Here is a 14,121-nt window from a genome sequence, read left to right on the forward strand (position 1 = left end):
CGGATCTGGAGGGCGTTTTGATAGTGTGCCTGGGCGGTTTGGGCGTGGGCGTCCTGGCCGCTGCGCTCATAGCGGTCCAGGAACAGGTTGCCCAGGGAGTGCTGGGTCATGGCCCAGTGGGAGGGGGCGTCGTCGCGGGTGCGGATCTGGAGGGCGTTTTGATAGTGTGCCTGGGCGGTTTGGGCGTGGGCGTCCTCGCCGCTGCGCTCATAGCGGCGTAAAAATAGGTTGCCCAGGGAGTGCTGGGTCATGGCCCATTCCTGTGGATATTGCTCGCGGTTAAAGATCAGGCTGACCTCTGTGAAGGTTTTTTGCGCCTGCTCTGCCCATAGCGTGTTACCTGTCACTTCGTACAGCATTGAGCATGTGTTTGCCAGGTTCACCCGCGCCAGGGCTGCCAGCCGGTGGTTTCCCTTCCGCTCGGCTTCCACAATCAGGTTCTGCCAGCCGCTCAGCGCCTCCCCCCAGAGGGCGGGCTGGTTTTGGGCTTTTTCCTTCAGGGTAAGCAGGCTCTGGAAACGCTGATTCAGTTCGTCTTCCTCCCGCATCTCCGCAAAAGCCTTTTCAGTACCCACCTCGCGGGCGCGGCGCAGGATCTGGAGATGCTCTTCGAAAATGTTTCGGGCTTTTTCGTCATTTTTTTCCTGGGCTGTTTGCACCAGTTGCTCCAGAATTTGCTCCGCCTTATCGCTGAGCAGTTCGGGATGGGCATTGATAAATTCTTCTGTCTTGCTCCATGTTTCTGCGGTAATCATCTTCATAATTGTTGAGTGAAGGGAATCCTCCTCTTCGGTCTGCATTTCCGCAAAAGCCTTTTCGGTACCCACCTCGCGGGCGCGGTGCAGGATCTGGAGGTGCTCTTCGAAAATGTTTCGGGCATTTTCGTCGTTTCTTTCCTGGGCTGATTGCACCAGTTGTTCCAGAATTTGTTCTGCCTCATCGCTGAGCAGTTCGGGATGGGCATTGATAAATTCTTCTGTCTTGGTCCAGGTTTCTGCGGTAATCATCTTCAAAATTGTTGAGCGAAGGGAATCCTCCTCTTCGGTTTGCATCTCCGCAAAAGCCTTTTCGGTACCCACCTCGCGGGCGCGGTGCAGGATCTGGAGGTGCTCTTCGAAAATGTTTCGGGCATTTTCGTCGTTTCTTTCCTGGGCTGATTGCACCAGTTGTTCCAGAATTTGTTCTGCCTCATCGCTGAGCAGTTCGGGATGGGCATTGATAAATTCTTCTGTCTTGGTCCAGGTTTCTGCGGTAATCATCTTCAAAATTGTTGAGCGAAGGGAATCCTCCTCTTCGGTCTGCATCTCCGCAAAAGCCTTTTCAGTACCCACCTCGCGGGCGCGGTGGTGCACGCTCAGGAAAAAGCGTAATCGTTGCTGTGCCTGCGGGCGCGATTCCTGTGCCAGCAGTTCTTCCAGCAGGTGCAGTCCGGCATCCTCCAGCAGTTCGGGGTGTGCTTCCAGCAACTGCCGGTGCTCCTCCGGCGAACGCACCTGCAGGCAGGCAAGCAGTGTCTGCCCCAGGTCCCCGGCTTCCTCGAACAGGCGCTGGATCGCGGGGTTAATCTCTTTGCTTTCCTCAGTTCCCTCTTCAGGCGGCGGTTCTTGCGCCGGTGGGGCGTCTCCGGAGGTCGGTTCCGCGGGCGCGTCCTCCGGCTGGGGGGTGTTCAGGGCGCTTTCCAGGCGCTGGCGCAGGTCAGGGCGGCGCTCCAGCAGGCGGCGCAGGTCTTCCTCGGAGCGTATCTCTTCGCCGCTTTCCTCCAGCAGGGCAATTGCCTCGCGCAGGGAGGGGGGCAGGGCTTCCAGCAGGCGCTGGCGCAGGTCTTCCGGACTGGCGCTGGACAGCGCCACTGGCAGAATCGGGCGCGGGACAATCTGCAGGGTCTCCAGCCAGGCGTCCTGCCAGTCCGCGCCCAGCAAGCCCTGCAGGGCGCCCAGCAAGCCCTGCAGGTGTTCCTGATCCTGCTCGCGGGTGGTGTGTTCTGCCGGGCTGAATAACAGCGGGGCGGGGGCGCCGGGGCGCAGAATCAACAGGGGCGTGTCCACCGTTCCTGCGTTTCCGCACTGCGGGCAGGGCAGGCGGTGCAGGTCGCCGCTGGCGGCGCGCGCCAGCAGGTCGGGGCGTTCGTCGCCGTCCACAATCAACCAGATTTCGGCAGGAAAGGCGTGTCCACACTGAGGGCATGCCAGCGTGGCGGTTTGAGAGATCGAATGGGTCATGATTTCCCCCTACGGGAAGGTGTTTCTTTCATTATAGAAATTTTTTCTCCGCCTGCAACTACCCGGTGGAAAACTGCAACGCAACCGCTATCCGCGCGGCGGGGCTTCCTTCAGCCACACGGTCATCGCCGAAGGACCGCGGTTGCCCCACAGGAAGTAGGGGATGAGGGTCAGGCGGTTGCCGGAGGCGTCTCTGCCCTGAATCAGCAGGATGCGCCCGAGGATGCCGTCATCCCACACCGGTTCGAGCGAATCCGCATCCAGGCGCAGGTGGAAGAGGTCCAGCCCGGGGTGATCCAGGCTCTCGGCGCAGTACACCAGCGGTCCGCGGGAGACGGCCACCCTGCCGCGGTGGTCCTTCAGGCGTGGGGCGGCGCGGCGCAGGCGGATGGGCAGGTCAAAGCGCAGTTCGAGGGTGTCGCCCTCCGCCCAGGGCTGGGAGAGGGCAACAAAGACGGCTTCACGCGGGTCATAGCCGCTGGCGGGGGCAATGCCATCGTGCACGGGCTGAGGGATGGAGAGGAAGAGCGGCTGTCCGTTGAGGGTGAAGCGTGGGTTCTCCGCCCAGGAGGGGATGCGCAGGAGAATCTCCAGCGGGGCGGGCTGGTCGGGGTCGAGCGGCTGCCAGCGGCGCAGGCGCAGGACCACATGTCCGTGCCAGGGCAGTTGCGAGTCCATCTGCAGGGAGAGGCGTACGCGGTTGCCGTTGGCGCAGGCCACTTCCTGTGTGGGCAGGTCGCCGGTCATGTACTGATGCACGTACAGCCTGCCCGGGCGGGCGGCGTAGAGGTACTCTCCCAGCCAGGCAAAGGTGCGCGAGAGGTTGGAAGGACAGCAGGGCACGGCGTACCAGGGGCGGCGCTCCACCCCGCCGCGGCAGGTCAGCGGGTTGTTGTAGAGGTAGGTGGTGCCGTCCAGCCCCATGCCCACGCTGGCGGCGTTGTACAACTGCCACTCGAACAGGTCGCTGTAGCGGGCGTTGCCGGTGATCTGCGCCAGTTCCCAGTTCCAGAACATGCCTGCCAGCGCCGCGCAGGTTTCGGCGTAAGCCGCTTCGGGGTCGAGTTCGTCATCCCTGCCAAAGCCCTCGATGCCCGGGACGGCGCCCAGTCCACCGGTGAGGTACATGCGCCGCAGCACCATGTGCTCCCACAGGCGTTCCTGCGTCTCAAGGTAGCGTTCGTCGCCGGTCAGGCGCATCCAGCGGGCGACGGCGGTGTGCAGGTAGCCAAAGCGCACGGCATGCCCCACCGGCACGGTCTGGCGCTCAATGGGGGCGTGCTGTTGAAAGTACTTGCCCGAAAGGGCGTTCGCGTACCAGCGCAGGGTGGTGTTCCAGGGTTTTTTGTAGGCGTTGCCCGGTGGCAGGACGTAGGGGTGGGCATCCGGGTGAGCGCTCAGGTAAGCCTGCCGCTGTTTCTGCACAAAACGGGCGCGCCGGTTGACGCTGGCGTTCTGCCAGAGCAGTGCCAGCCCGAAGAAGGGCGCCCGTCCGCGGCGTTCCAGAAATGCCTGCGCCATGTCCAGATAGGCGCGTTCGCCGGTGACCTCGTACAGGCGCAGCAGGGCAATCTCGATTTCCTCGTGTCCGGGGGTGTACAGGGGACCTTTATCCCGAAAATCGGCAACGATGCGGTCGGCGGCACGGCGGGCGATCTCCAGCAGGGTGGTCTTGCCGGTGGCGAGGAAGTGCGATACCCCCGCCTCAATGAGGTGCCCGTGGCAGTACAGTTCATGCTCAATTTGCAGGTTTTTCCAGCGCGTTCCGGGGAAGAAAATCTGGTTGTAGGTGAAGAGGTAACCGTCTGGCATCTGTGCCCGCCCCAGCAGGGCGATGAAGCCGTCCACGCGTTCTTCCAGCAAACGGTCGGGGTGGTGCTGCAGGATGCGCGCGGCGGCTTCCAGCCATTTGTAGGCGTCCGAATCGGCGAAGAACCAGCCCTCGCGCAAGCCCTGGGCTTCTCCGGCGGCAATGCGGAAGTTGTGAATACAGCCGGAGGCTTCCAGTTGCTCCCACTGATGATGAATGGCTTGATGAGCGTTGACTTCCAGCCGTTCGTGCCAGAATCCGCGGGTAAGGATGGCGTGCATCGTCTGTCCTCCACAGGATGGGGAATTGGTTTAATATTAATATCGTTTTAAGAAAAGGAGGAGAAAAAACGCTGGAATGATTGCACACTGCCTTTCGGCTCTGTCCGGAAGGGGGTAAGATAAAGAAGGCAGAAATGGAGAAAACGATGGAACAGACATCCGTAACGTTACCGGAATGGACGCAGAAAGCCCGCTATATCAACCTGACTACCTTTCGGCGCAACGGTCAGGCCGTCCCTACGCCGGTGTGGTTTGTGGTCTATGATGGGCGCCTGTATGTCATTACTGATGAGCAGTCGGGCAAAGCCAAACGCATCCGCGCCAACGGAAGGGCGCAGGTAGCACCCAGTGATTTGCGCGGTACGCCGCTGGGGGAATTTGTGCAGGCGCGCGCCCGTGTGGTGCAGGACGAATCCCTGCGCCGGGCGGTGGATGCGGCATTCGACCGCAAGTACGGCCTGCAGAAGAAATTCATGGGGCTGGTGGCACGGCTGAGTTCGCGTCAATCGGGCGATTCCACCTGCTTCATTGAACTGGAACTGGACAGCCCGTCCCGCTGAACGCAAATCCGCCAGCATCCGCCCTCCCGCTTTAAAATTGCAGATACAATCATTAAGCATCATGATTGTGCAAGGAGGGTACTGCCATGCAGGTCGAGATTACGCAGCCCGGGGTGTTGCTGAACCCCGATGGTACGCTGGCGCAGGTGGGCTGGTCGCGTCAACCGCTCCTGGATTGCAATCTGGAACAGGCGCGCTTTTACGCCCTGCGCTTTTTCCAGCGTTTTCGCCTTAAACGCTGGGATTACTACGCCGTGTTCACCCCGCGGCGGTTTTTCTCTGCCACCATTGCTGATCTGGGGTACGCGGGCAATCTGTTTGTGTACACGCTGGATTTCGAGACCGGCGATCTGCACGAGGAGGGTATCGTCGTGCCGCTGGCGCGGGGCATTTCCCTGCCGCGCAACAGTACGGAAGGGGGGAGCCGTTTTGAGAATCGCCGCCTGCAGATGACCTTTGAGGTGTTGCCCACCGAACGTCACCTGCGGGTAGACTGGCAGGACTTCCACGGGGGACGCGGCATCCACGCCGATATCCGCCTGCAGTGCCTGCCCGAATACGAATCCATGAACATCGTCATCCCCATTGGCAAACGCCGCTTCTACTTTAATCGCAAGATCAACTGCCTTCCGGCGCAGGGGGTTATCCGTTACGGGGATGAGGTGGAGCAACTCAATCCGCGCACCTGCCTGGGATCGCTGGACTGGGGGCGCGGGGTGTGGGAATACCGCTCCTACTGGAACTGGGCATCGGCGTCCGGATTCCTGCCTGATGGGCGCACGTTGGGATTGAATCTGGGGTGCGGCTTTGGCGATCTTTCCCGTGCGGACGAAAACGCCCTGATTCTGCAAAACCGCATCCATAAACTGGAGGGGGTGCGCTTTGAATACACATCCGGCGATTACATGAAGCCTTGGCGCTTCCGCGATGCGCAGGGCAGGCTGGATCTGGTGTTTACTCCCTTCAAGGAGCGGGTGGCGCAGACCAATCTGGGCATCATTTTCAGCGAGGTGCATCAGATGTTCGGGCGTTATCAGGGCACAGCCATCACCGATGAGGGTGAGGAAGTACGCATCCACGACCTGATTGGCTTTGCCGAAGAGCATCACGCCCGCTGGTGAAAAGGCATTGCACCAGAACCCTTGCCTCGCGCCCCTCGACGGGATGCCAGTTGGCTTAAAAAAAGAGAGGCGACGATGGGATTTGAACCCATGATCAGGGTCTGGCAGGCTTGCCTCGCGTCCCTCGACGGGGTGCCGGTTGGCTTAAAAAAGGAGAGGCGACGATGGGATTTGAACCCATGATCAGGGTCTGGCAGGCTTGCCTCGCGTCCCTCGACGGGGTGCCGGTTGGCTTAAAAAAGGAGAGGCGACGATGGGATTTGAACCCATGATCAGGGTCTGGCAGGCTTGCCTCGAGTCCCTCGATGGGATGCCAGTTGGCTTAAAAAAGAAGAGGCGACGATGGGATTTGAACCCATGATCAGGGTCTGGCAGGCTTGCCTCGCGTCCCTCGACGGGGTGCCAGTTGGCTTAAAAAAAGAGAGGCGACGATGGGATTTGAACCCATGATCAGGGTTTTGCAGACCCTTGCCTTGCCACTTGGCCACGTCGCCTGATAAAAAGCCGCCCTGTTTCTGGCGGCTCAGAGCGGGCGATGGGACTCGAACCCACGACCTCTTCCTTGGCAAGGAAGCATTCTACCAACTGAACCACGCCCGCATGTCTGTTGTGTGCGTATTTATACCCGAACTCTTTTTTTCCGTCAAGACCCTCAGTGTCATTTTCTCCAACCTTTTTGAAAACCCCTGCTGGTATTCTATGCTAAACTGAATCTGGTTTTAACCCTCTCCTCAGGCAGGATACAAATGAATCCCAATCCTCTCTTGAAAAAACTGGGCTTCTCCGATTCGGATCGGGTGGTTTTGATTCACGCTGACGATGTCGGTATGTGTCAGGCGAGTGTGCAAGCCTTTGCAGACCTGACCGCGTTTGGGCTGGTTTCCTGCGGGGCAGTGATGGTTCCCTGTTCCTGGGCGCCTCTGGCAGGGGCTTATGCTCGAGAGCATCCGGAAGCCGATTTAGGAGTGCACCTGACCCTCACCAGCGAGTGGGAGCATTACCGCTGGGGACCGTTATCCACCCGCGATCCGCGCTCGGGGCTGCTGGATGAACAGGGATATTTCCCCCGCCGCACTGAACCTGTGCAGGAAAAGGGCAATCCACGGGCTGTCAGGCGTGAACTGGAAGCGCAACTGGCGCATGCCCGCGGTTTGGGTATCACTCCCTCTCATGTGGATACGCACATGGGCACCGTGATTCATCCCAGATTTCTGGATGCCTATATTGGCACGGCGCGGAAATACCACCTCCCGGCGATGATTTTACGTCAGGATGAAACTGCCCTGAGGCAAATGGGGTTGAATCCCCTGACGGCAAAGATTGCCGCACGCTGGATTGAACGTCTGGAACGGGAAGGCTTTCCTTTGCTTGATCACATTGTGATGATGCCGCTGGATCAATGGGAAGATCGCCTTGAACTGGCAAAGGAAGTGTTCAAAACGGTAAAACCGGGACTGACCCACTTCATTATTCATCCGGCGGCAGACTCGCCCGAGATACGCGCCATCGCTCCCGATTGGCGGGCACGGGTGGCTGACTGGCAGGTATTCCAGAGCCCGCAACTGCGTCAGTTTCTGCAACAGGAAGGCATTCACGTCATCGGCTACCGTGCCATTCAATCCCTCATGAGGTGATTCCAATGACCTTGCAACCGGTAAAACTTTCGCGTTCCTATAAATTTGTGTGGGGAGTGGCGGCGCTGGGAACTTCTCTGCTTTCGGGAATTTATGGCGCTCTCCTGCCCATTTTCTATCAGGATTACCTGGGGCTGTCCTCCCGATGGATCGGGCTGGCTTCGTTCATTTACGCCGTCTGGAATGCGCTCAACGATCCTTTGTTTGGATATATCACCGATAATACCCGTTCCCGCTGGGGGAGGCGTATTCCCTACATGCGCTTTACTGCGCCCTTCCTGGCATTGACCTTTGTGCTGGTATGGTTGCCCCCGAGTCATGCCGGCGAACCGGCGATCTTCTGGTGGATGCTGGTAACCATGCTTTTATATGATACCTGCTATACCATCGTAGGGCTGGTGTATTCGGCGTTATTGCCCGAGGTGAGCGAGTCGGATGCGGAGCGTAACGATTTACAGGTGTCTTCCTCCCTGTTCGGTTTGCTTGGCACGTTGCTGGGTTTCATGATTCCGGACTTCTTCCGTCCCAAGGCGGGTGGAGGTACGGATTTTCTTCCCCTGCAGATGAGCATGGTGGCTGTGGCGGTGGTTGCCATGCTTTTGATTATTGCCACCACCCTGAAGGTGAAGGAACGCCCGGAATTTACCCGCGTGGACCGTCCCATTCCCCTGGGCGAAGCCATCCGGTTTACCCTGGTGAATCGTTCGTTTCTTGTACTGGTAGCGGCAAATTTCATGTCCATTCTGATGCAATCGCTTCTGCTGGGAGCCATTTACTACATGGCAGATTATCTCCTGCAGATGAATACCCTCATTCTGCTGGCTTGTATTTTTATTCCCCTGATCATTGGCGTTCCGCTGACTCGTCCCATCCGTCAGAGATTTGGCGTGGTAGGTGCTCAGCAGTTATTGTTAATTATTGCGGGAGTTGGTCTGGTGCTGATTACCATTGCGCCCAGGTTTTTGATTCCCATATGTATTGCGGTTGCCGGCTTTGGATTGAGTGGACCGCAAACTCTGACCAATGTATTGTTCGCTCAGGTGGCGGATGAAGACGAACTGCGTTCCGGAGTGCGCCGGGAGGGCGCTTTCTTTGGGGTCAATGCGCTGATCACCAAACCTGCTCAATCCGTGGCGCTGTACCTGTTCCCGCTCATTCTTGAAGCCACGCACTTTGTCAGCCGTGGACAGAATGCGGGTGAAATCTTTCTCAACCAGCCGGAGAGTGCTTTACTGGGAATTCGCTTGCTGGGTGGTTTTATCCCCGGGGTTGCCCTGCTGATTGGAGCGGGATTATTAGCCTTCTTCCCTCTGCGTGGAGAGTATCTTCAGAAAGTCCAGCAGGCGGTGCTGGAACTTCATGCAAAGAAGAAAGAACAACTCGGATAATTCACCTGCCAATTTTTGAAAAACCGGCGTTTCAACGCCGGTTTTTTTATGCTCGTGTCCTTACTGGCATACTCCTTGCACAGAAAAGGATAGTGCCTGCCGGTGTGAAATCTGTCCGGTTTCATCGTATGAGGAAAAAGTTCTATGGAAAAAAGCCAGCAGTTCGTCGAAACGGAAAATGAAATTCTCGTGCAGGAATGTTTAAGGGTAATTGCCAATCTGACCGGCGCAAAACGCGCTCATCTTCATTTTCTTCTGCAGGAGCGAAAATTTGAAAAAGAAGCATTTTTCTGGGCAGACTCTCCAGAAGGACTGCTGGAATGTTCCGAAATGGCAGCAATTCGCCTGGATCATCCCTGGTGGGTGATGAATTTACGCGCTCAGGATTTATTGAAAATTGAGGACTTGACCCGTTTGCCGGAAGAAGTCTCTGCCGATCGTCAAGCCTTACAGCATTACGGCGTTCATAATTTGCTGATTTTGCCCGTCTATGACGGAAAGCGCCTGGCTGGGATGATTCGGCTGGAAAATGTGAGCGAGGACCTTTCCCTGCAGGAAATTGAAATTTCACTTTTACACATTTGCGCCCAATTGATTGTGCGGATGCTCTGTCTGGCGCGGGATTTAGGGGAATTGCGGCGGGATCGTGCCCGGATTGCTCATCATCAGGAATATGATGACCTGACAGGATTACCTAACCGTACCCTCTTTCTTGAGCGGGTCAAGCAGGCATTTGAAGGAAATTCCAGTTTGCTTTTTGCGGTTCTGGTCATAGATATTGACTACTACCAGCTCATCCATGAGCGTTTTGGCAGAGCCATTGCAGAGCGGCTGGTTCAGGCGGCGGTGAACAAAATTCGGTTGAACTTACGTGCAGAAGATCTCATGGCAAGGTTGGGAGAAGATCAGTTTGGGGTTCTGATTCAGGATGTCCAGGATCGTTCTGTAATTGAAATGGTCGCCACACGCATTCTCGAGCGGGTGCGTGAACCCTTTGTGATTGAAGGCGATGAAGTTGCCGTGACTGCCAGTATTGGTATTGCTTTGCGCAATGGGCACCTGCGTACCCCTGAGGAGATATTACAGGAAGCCGGCATCGCCTTGCTGGAAGCCAAACAATCCGGGCGTGGGAAGTGGCTGGTCTTTGATGAGAGCATGCGCGAGGAGTTGATTCGCCGCATGGAAGTGGAGAATGACCTGCGTCGTTCTCTGGAAGAAAACCGTCTCATTCTTCACTATCAGCCCATCACTGAATTGAAATCCGGCAGGCTGATTGGCTTTGAGGCGCTGGTGAGGTGGATTCACCCCCGGAGAGGAATGATCTGGCCCACCGAATTTATCGAAATTTCGGAGAAAACGGGTTTAATTGTGCCATTGGGTTTATGGGTATTACGGCAGGCTTGCTGGCAGATGCACCTGTGGCAGGAACGTTTTCCCATCAATCCTCCATTGATGATCAGTGTGAACATCAGCCCACGTCAGTTGGAAGAGCCGGATTTCAGCGAACAGGTAAAAAAGATATTAGAGGAAACGGGACTTCCTCCCTCATCTTTGCGGCTGGAAATTACCGAACATACTGTTGTCCAGCGAAGTGGTGCATTAATTGAAGCCCTGGATTCGCTACGCACTTTGGGGGTGCAACTGTATATTGATGATTTTGGAACCGGTTATTCTTCTCTGGGGTATCTGGATCGTCTGCCTGTGGACGCCATTAAGATTGATCGTTCCTTTGTCAGCAATCTGGGAAAAGCCAAAAGCAGTCAGGGTGTAGTTCAAGCCATTATCCAGTTAGCCCATGAACTGAACATCGAAGTGGTGGCTGAGGGTGTGGAAACCTTTGAGCAGCATCGTGAACTTAAACGCCTGCAGTGTGAATTCATGCAGGGGTTTTACATTTCAGAGCCCCTTGATGTTCTGGCTGTAGAGCGGTTTATCGCCGGAAGGTCGGGTTTTGTTTTTGGAGCCGATTGATCACGGGCATGCGTTTTGTAAATGCTCATCAAAGGTGCGTGCAAACTGGTGGCGTCCGGAACCGTCGCATGCTGCCCGGAAGTACAGATACGGCGTCTCTGCTGGATAAGCCACTGCCTGAAGAGCGGAAAGCCCTGGATTACAAATTGGGGTGGGGGGTAAGCCTGGATAAAGATAAGTGTTATAGGGCGAATCGATTTTCAGGTCGTCCAGCGTGAGAGGAACTTTCCACCAGGTTCCCCATGCTTCGCCATATCCAAGCGCATATTGCACGGTGGGATCGCTGTCCAGTTTCATGTTTTGTTGTAAGCGGTTATAAAACACGGAGGCAATTAAGGGCTGTTCTTCGGTTACGACTGCTTCTCGCTGAACGATTGATGCCAGGGTCACTGCTTCTACCAGAGAGAGCCCTCGCTGAGCATAGGCATTCCGTAAATCGTCCGTCACGGAGCGTTCAAACTCATGGTAAAACGCCTGTACCATCTCTTCGGCGGTGACATCTCGTAAAAAGCGGTAGGACCCCGGAAACAAAAAACCTTCGTATGAGTCCAGCGGCTCTTCGCCATCTTTTCCCCGTCGGACAACTTCCAGGAACGATTGGGCATCCACGTTCAGTCCGGAAGTGGCTAAAGAGGCGGCAATTTCCTCAGCGCGCCATCCGGGCAGGATATTGAAAGCCACTTCTTGGGATAAGGGGTCTTGTAGTTTTCCGGCAATTTCCAGGGCGTTCATGGCTGCGGAGAGGGTATAACTGCCAGAGCGAATACGGGTATCTCTCCCACTGTAAATCAGATAGGCTCGAAACATCTCCCGATCGCGAATCAACCCTGCGTCATACAGACGGGTAGCCACGGTATTGGCGGTTTCGCCTTCTCTAATCAGGAATTGGATCGGCTGTCCCTCAGGATTTGCAGGAAGGGTCAAGGCATCCTGATGGATCAGCAACTGCAGGGATAAATACGTGCGCTGGATGAGAGGAAGGCCAGGCCGGGGCTCGCCAAAAGCATCGCTTGCCATTTGTGGAATCAGCCCGAATCCTACCAGTAAGACAATCCCTGCAAGGCAGACTGTCCCGAGAAAGGCCGTAACCAGGAAGGTAAAGCAAGCGCGAGATTGCTTTTGACGCGATCGTTTCATTCTTTGAAATCCTCTTCTGTTGTTTCTGGGTAAGCCGGGGGAAGATGCGCTTCCAGATAATCCTGGAGAATGATTACTGCTGCCAGGTCATCCAGATGGCCTCGCCGGAGTTTCCGCGGGACGCCCATCATGCGGCGTGTGTCTTGCGCTTTGCTGGTACTACCGCTTTCATCCCACAGTTCCACTGGAATGGAAGTCTGTTGCTGGATGGCTTCCGCCAGTCGGGCGGATTTTCTGCCTTGAGGGGTAGGATGCCCCATGTCGTCCAGGGCTTGTCCCACGATAATGCGAACTGCCCCCTGCTCAGCGGCAATCTGGGCAATGGTTGCGGCATCAATCGCGCGGGCAACGTGTCGAATGACCCCTAAAGCGCGGGCTATCGTGCCCGTTGGATCGCTGATGGCTAACCCGATACGGACATCCCCCGGATCTACAGCCAGAATGCGCCCCTTCATGGTCGACTCACCTGAATGCGGAATGGGAAAAACGGCAGACGATTCCACCATGTGGGGAACACAACGATTCCAGGATCTTTCTCCAGATCCAGCATTTTGCGAATCCTTTGCTGAGCCGTCTCTACAGGTTGCCCGACAATCTCCCGGGATATCCTTTGAGGTGACCAGATGGGTTCCAGTATCCTGCGTGCAGTGAGGGTGAATTTGACACTACCGTCAGTTCCCCGGGTGGCAGGGCTGTTCTGCTGACAGGAAAGCGTGTTCTCGACCACCTGGAAGTTTTCGGGGCGATTCAGATCCAGAATGGTCTGGCACACTGCGCTCAAGTCTGATTGATGGACGCTCAGTCCGGTGAACCGCATGCGCAGGGTTAGACGGGCAACATCACCCGGCATACCCGCCTCGGGTTCACGGGATTCTTCCAGAATTTCAGCAGGTTGGAGCGATCCATCTACAAAGAGGTGACCTTCCGTAAGTTGAAAGGCAATTTCTTTCCCGGCTGTCTCGGTCAGAATAGCAATCAGTTTTTCTCTGGCTTGCTGGTAGTCTCGAAGTGTCGGTGCAGGCACAGGTTGATCGCTTCCACCCATGGTTGGCTGAGGGTTGTTCACAGTCACCAGTAAACCGGTGGAACCCTCCAGTGCGACGATGGCATTCGCCGGTAGATTCCCGGAACTGCCGGGCAAGACAGCACGAATTCCAACAGTGCGTTTTTGTCCAATACCGGCTGGTAATGTTACAGTTCCCAGAGTCTGGAAAGCCAGAGGGGGAGTCCCGTTCGAGAGAACGGTCGCACCGGCTGGAATCACCACACGCTGATCGGTCAGGTTGGTGAACTCCACCTCACCGGTTGCAGGAGTCTGGGGGAGTGGAGTGTTTCCGGAGGACGGAACCTCAATGCTGCCTTCCACAATGGTTTCCACCTGTTGGGCAGGAAGGACGCCTGCCGAAGGTTTCAGGCTGATATCGGGCACTGCCCGGGTTTCGAAGGCTAAAGCCTGTTCCTGTTGTGGAAGCGGGAGAATCACCTGTGCAGAAGGCACAAATACCGCCAGAAGCGCCAGAACAGAAAGCAAGGCAATAAGGAATACCGCAATCCTCTGCCAGCCTGAGAGGGAAGGTCTGGCGTGAAATTCTTTCAGCATCAGGCGATACTCGTTGGGCGAAATTCTCGGGCGCTCTTTATTCCAGCGGAAAGAAAGACGTTTGCGTGCCCGTGATCTTCGCCATGAACCTCGCTGTGCCTGGATGGGATTGGCAAAACAGGGAATGCCCAGTTCTTTTGCATGACGAATCACTGTGGGAGACTGGCTGACGATACCCAGGGTTGCGCCGAGAGATTGCGCATATCTTTGCAACAGGAGCAAATCCAGAGGACGTTCCAGCGGCGACCCTTTTTGAGGAAATACCACGAGAACCCGCGGGGATTTGTTCCAAGACAGTTTATCCCGGGCGGAGATGACATCGTCATGGGCTTCCAGTTGGATAATGTAGGTTTTCATACAGGGTCTGCCTGTATGAATTATACCTGAGCCTTAAACCCTT

General features: G+C 56.4%; 10 protein-coding genes and 2 tRNA genes. 5 read left to right on the forward strand and 7 right to left on the reverse strand.

The genetic code is table 11. The annotated features are described in order from the left end of the window. On the reverse strand, positions 1-2,219 hold a 2,219-nt coding region (locus tag LHF31_RS13935), incomplete at its 3' end, for a CpXC domain-containing protein (protein ID WP_303774397.1). Between the two features lie 87 nt (positions 2,220-2,306). Beyond that, a complete protein-coding gene (locus tag LHF31_RS13940; RefSeq protein WP_298010519.1) occupies positions 2,307-4,310 on the reverse strand; it encodes a glycoside hydrolase family 127 protein in 2,004 nt (667 codons plus the stop codon). A gap of 146 nt (positions 4,311-4,456) precedes the next feature. Between LHF31_RS13940 and LHF31_RS13945 the strand changes: the two genes are divergently transcribed. Beyond that, a complete protein-coding gene (locus tag LHF31_RS13945; RefSeq protein ID WP_298010517.1) occupies positions 4,457-4,870 on the forward strand; it encodes a PPOX class F420-dependent oxidoreductase in 414 nt (137 codons plus the stop codon). A gap of 86 nt (positions 4,871-4,956) precedes the next feature. Next, positions 4,957-5,991 (forward strand): DUF2804 domain-containing protein, encoded by a 1,035-nt coding sequence (locus LHF31_RS13950; protein WP_298010514.1) that lies wholly within the window; start codon positions 4,957-4,959, stop codon positions 5,989-5,991. 423 nt (positions 5,992-6,414) lie between these two features. On the opposite strand, the gene LHF31_RS13955 is transcribed toward LHF31_RS13950, so the two are convergent. Both LHF31_RS13955 and LHF31_RS13960 read right to left on the reverse strand, forming a co-directional pair. Next, positions 6,415-6,485, reverse strand: a tRNA-Cys gene (locus tag LHF31_RS13955). Positions 6,486-6,518: 33 nt separating this feature from the next. Next, positions 6,519-6,591: transfer RNA gene (locus tag LHF31_RS13960), tRNA-Gly, on the reverse strand. Between the two features lie 146 nt (positions 6,592-6,737). Here LHF31_RS13960 and LHF31_RS13965 point away from each other — a divergent pair. The 3 genes from LHF31_RS13965 to LHF31_RS13975 all read left to right on the forward strand — a co-directional run bounded on the left by LHF31_RS13965 (position 6,738) and on the right by LHF31_RS13975 (position 10,984). Next, positions 6,738-7,625 (forward strand): polysaccharide deacetylase family protein, encoded by an 888-nt coding sequence (locus tag LHF31_RS13965; protein WP_298004004.1) that lies wholly within the window; start codon positions 6,738-6,740, stop codon positions 7,623-7,625. Positions 7,626-7,630: 5 nt separating this feature from the next. Then, entirely contained in the window at positions 7,631-9,013 is a 1,383-nt protein-coding gene (locus LHF31_RS13970; protein WP_298004001.1) for an MFS transporter, read from the forward strand. Between the two features lie 144 nt (positions 9,014-9,157). After that, the gene (locus tag LHF31_RS13975; RefSeq protein WP_298003999.1) at positions 9,158-10,984 is read left to right on the forward strand and encodes a bifunctional diguanylate cyclase/phosphodiesterase; all 1,827 of its coding nucleotides are present in this window, start codon (positions 9,158-9,160) and stop codon (positions 10,982-10,984) included. Here the strand turns inward: LHF31_RS13975 and mltG are convergent, their stop codons facing one another. The 3 genes from mltG to LHF31_RS13990 are packed head-to-tail and all read right to left on the reverse strand — an operon-like array spanning position 10,985 to position 14,078. Continuing rightward, positions 10,985-12,121, reverse strand: a complete 1,137-nt coding sequence (gene mltG, locus LHF31_RS13980; protein WP_298003996.1) for an endolytic transglycosylase MltG — start codon at positions 12,119-12,121, stop codon at positions 10,985-10,987. It lies immediately after the preceding gene. Continuing rightward, positions 12,118-12,576, reverse strand: a complete 459-nt coding sequence (gene ruvX, locus LHF31_RS13985) for a Holliday junction resolvase RuvX (RefSeq protein ID WP_298003993.1) — start codon at positions 12,574-12,576, stop codon at positions 12,118-12,120. The genes mltG and ruvX overlap by 4 nt, the downstream gene beginning before the upstream one ends. Further along, positions 12,573-14,078 (reverse strand): baseplate J/gp47 family protein, encoded by a 1,506-nt coding sequence (locus LHF31_RS13990; protein ID WP_298003990.1) that lies wholly within the window; start codon positions 14,076-14,078, stop codon positions 12,573-12,575. Before LHF31_RS13990 ends, ruvX begins: the two co-directional genes overlap by 4 nt. Positions 14,079-14,121: the final 43 nt, after the last annotated feature.

The sequence above is a fragment of the Anaerolinea thermophila genome (genome assembly GCF_020723905.1).
Lineage (GTDB): Bacteria > Chloroflexota > Anaerolineae > Anaerolineales > Anaerolineaceae > Anaerolinea > Anaerolinea thermophila_A.

Bases quoted from the DNA above. Each gene is read 5' to 3' on its own strand.
- LHF31_RS13940 (WP_298010519.1), bottom strand. From the start codon at position 4,310: ATGCACGCCATCCTTACCCGCGGATTCTGGCACGAACGGCTGGAAGTC.
- LHF31_RS13945 (WP_298010517.1), top strand. From the start codon at position 4,457: ATGGAACAGACATCCGTAACGTTACCGGAATGGACGCAGAAAGCCCGC.
- LHF31_RS13950 (WP_298010514.1), top strand. From the start codon at position 4,957: ATGCAGGTCGAGATTACGCAGCCCGGGGTGTTGCTGAACCCCGATGGT.
- LHF31_RS13965 (WP_298004004.1), top strand. From the start codon at position 6,738: ATGAATCCCAATCCTCTCTTGAAAAAACTGGGCTTCTCCGATTCGGAT.
- LHF31_RS13970 (WP_298004001.1), top strand. From the start codon at position 7,631: ATGACCTTGCAACCGGTAAAACTTTCGCGTTCCTATAAATTTGTGTGG.
- LHF31_RS13975 (WP_298003999.1), top strand. From the start codon at position 9,158: ATGGAAAAAAGCCAGCAGTTCGTCGAAACGGAAAATGAAATTCTCGTG.
- mltG (WP_298003996.1), bottom strand. From the start codon at position 12,121: ATGAAACGATCGCGTCAAAAGCAATCTCGCGCTTGCTTTACCTTCCTG.
- ruvX (WP_298003993.1), bottom strand. From the start codon at position 12,576: ATGAAGGGGCGCATTCTGGCTGTAGATCCGGGGGATGTCCGTATCGGG.
- LHF31_RS13990 (WP_298003990.1), bottom strand. From the start codon at position 14,078: ATGAAAACCTACATTATCCAACTGGAAGCCCATGACGATGTCATCTCC.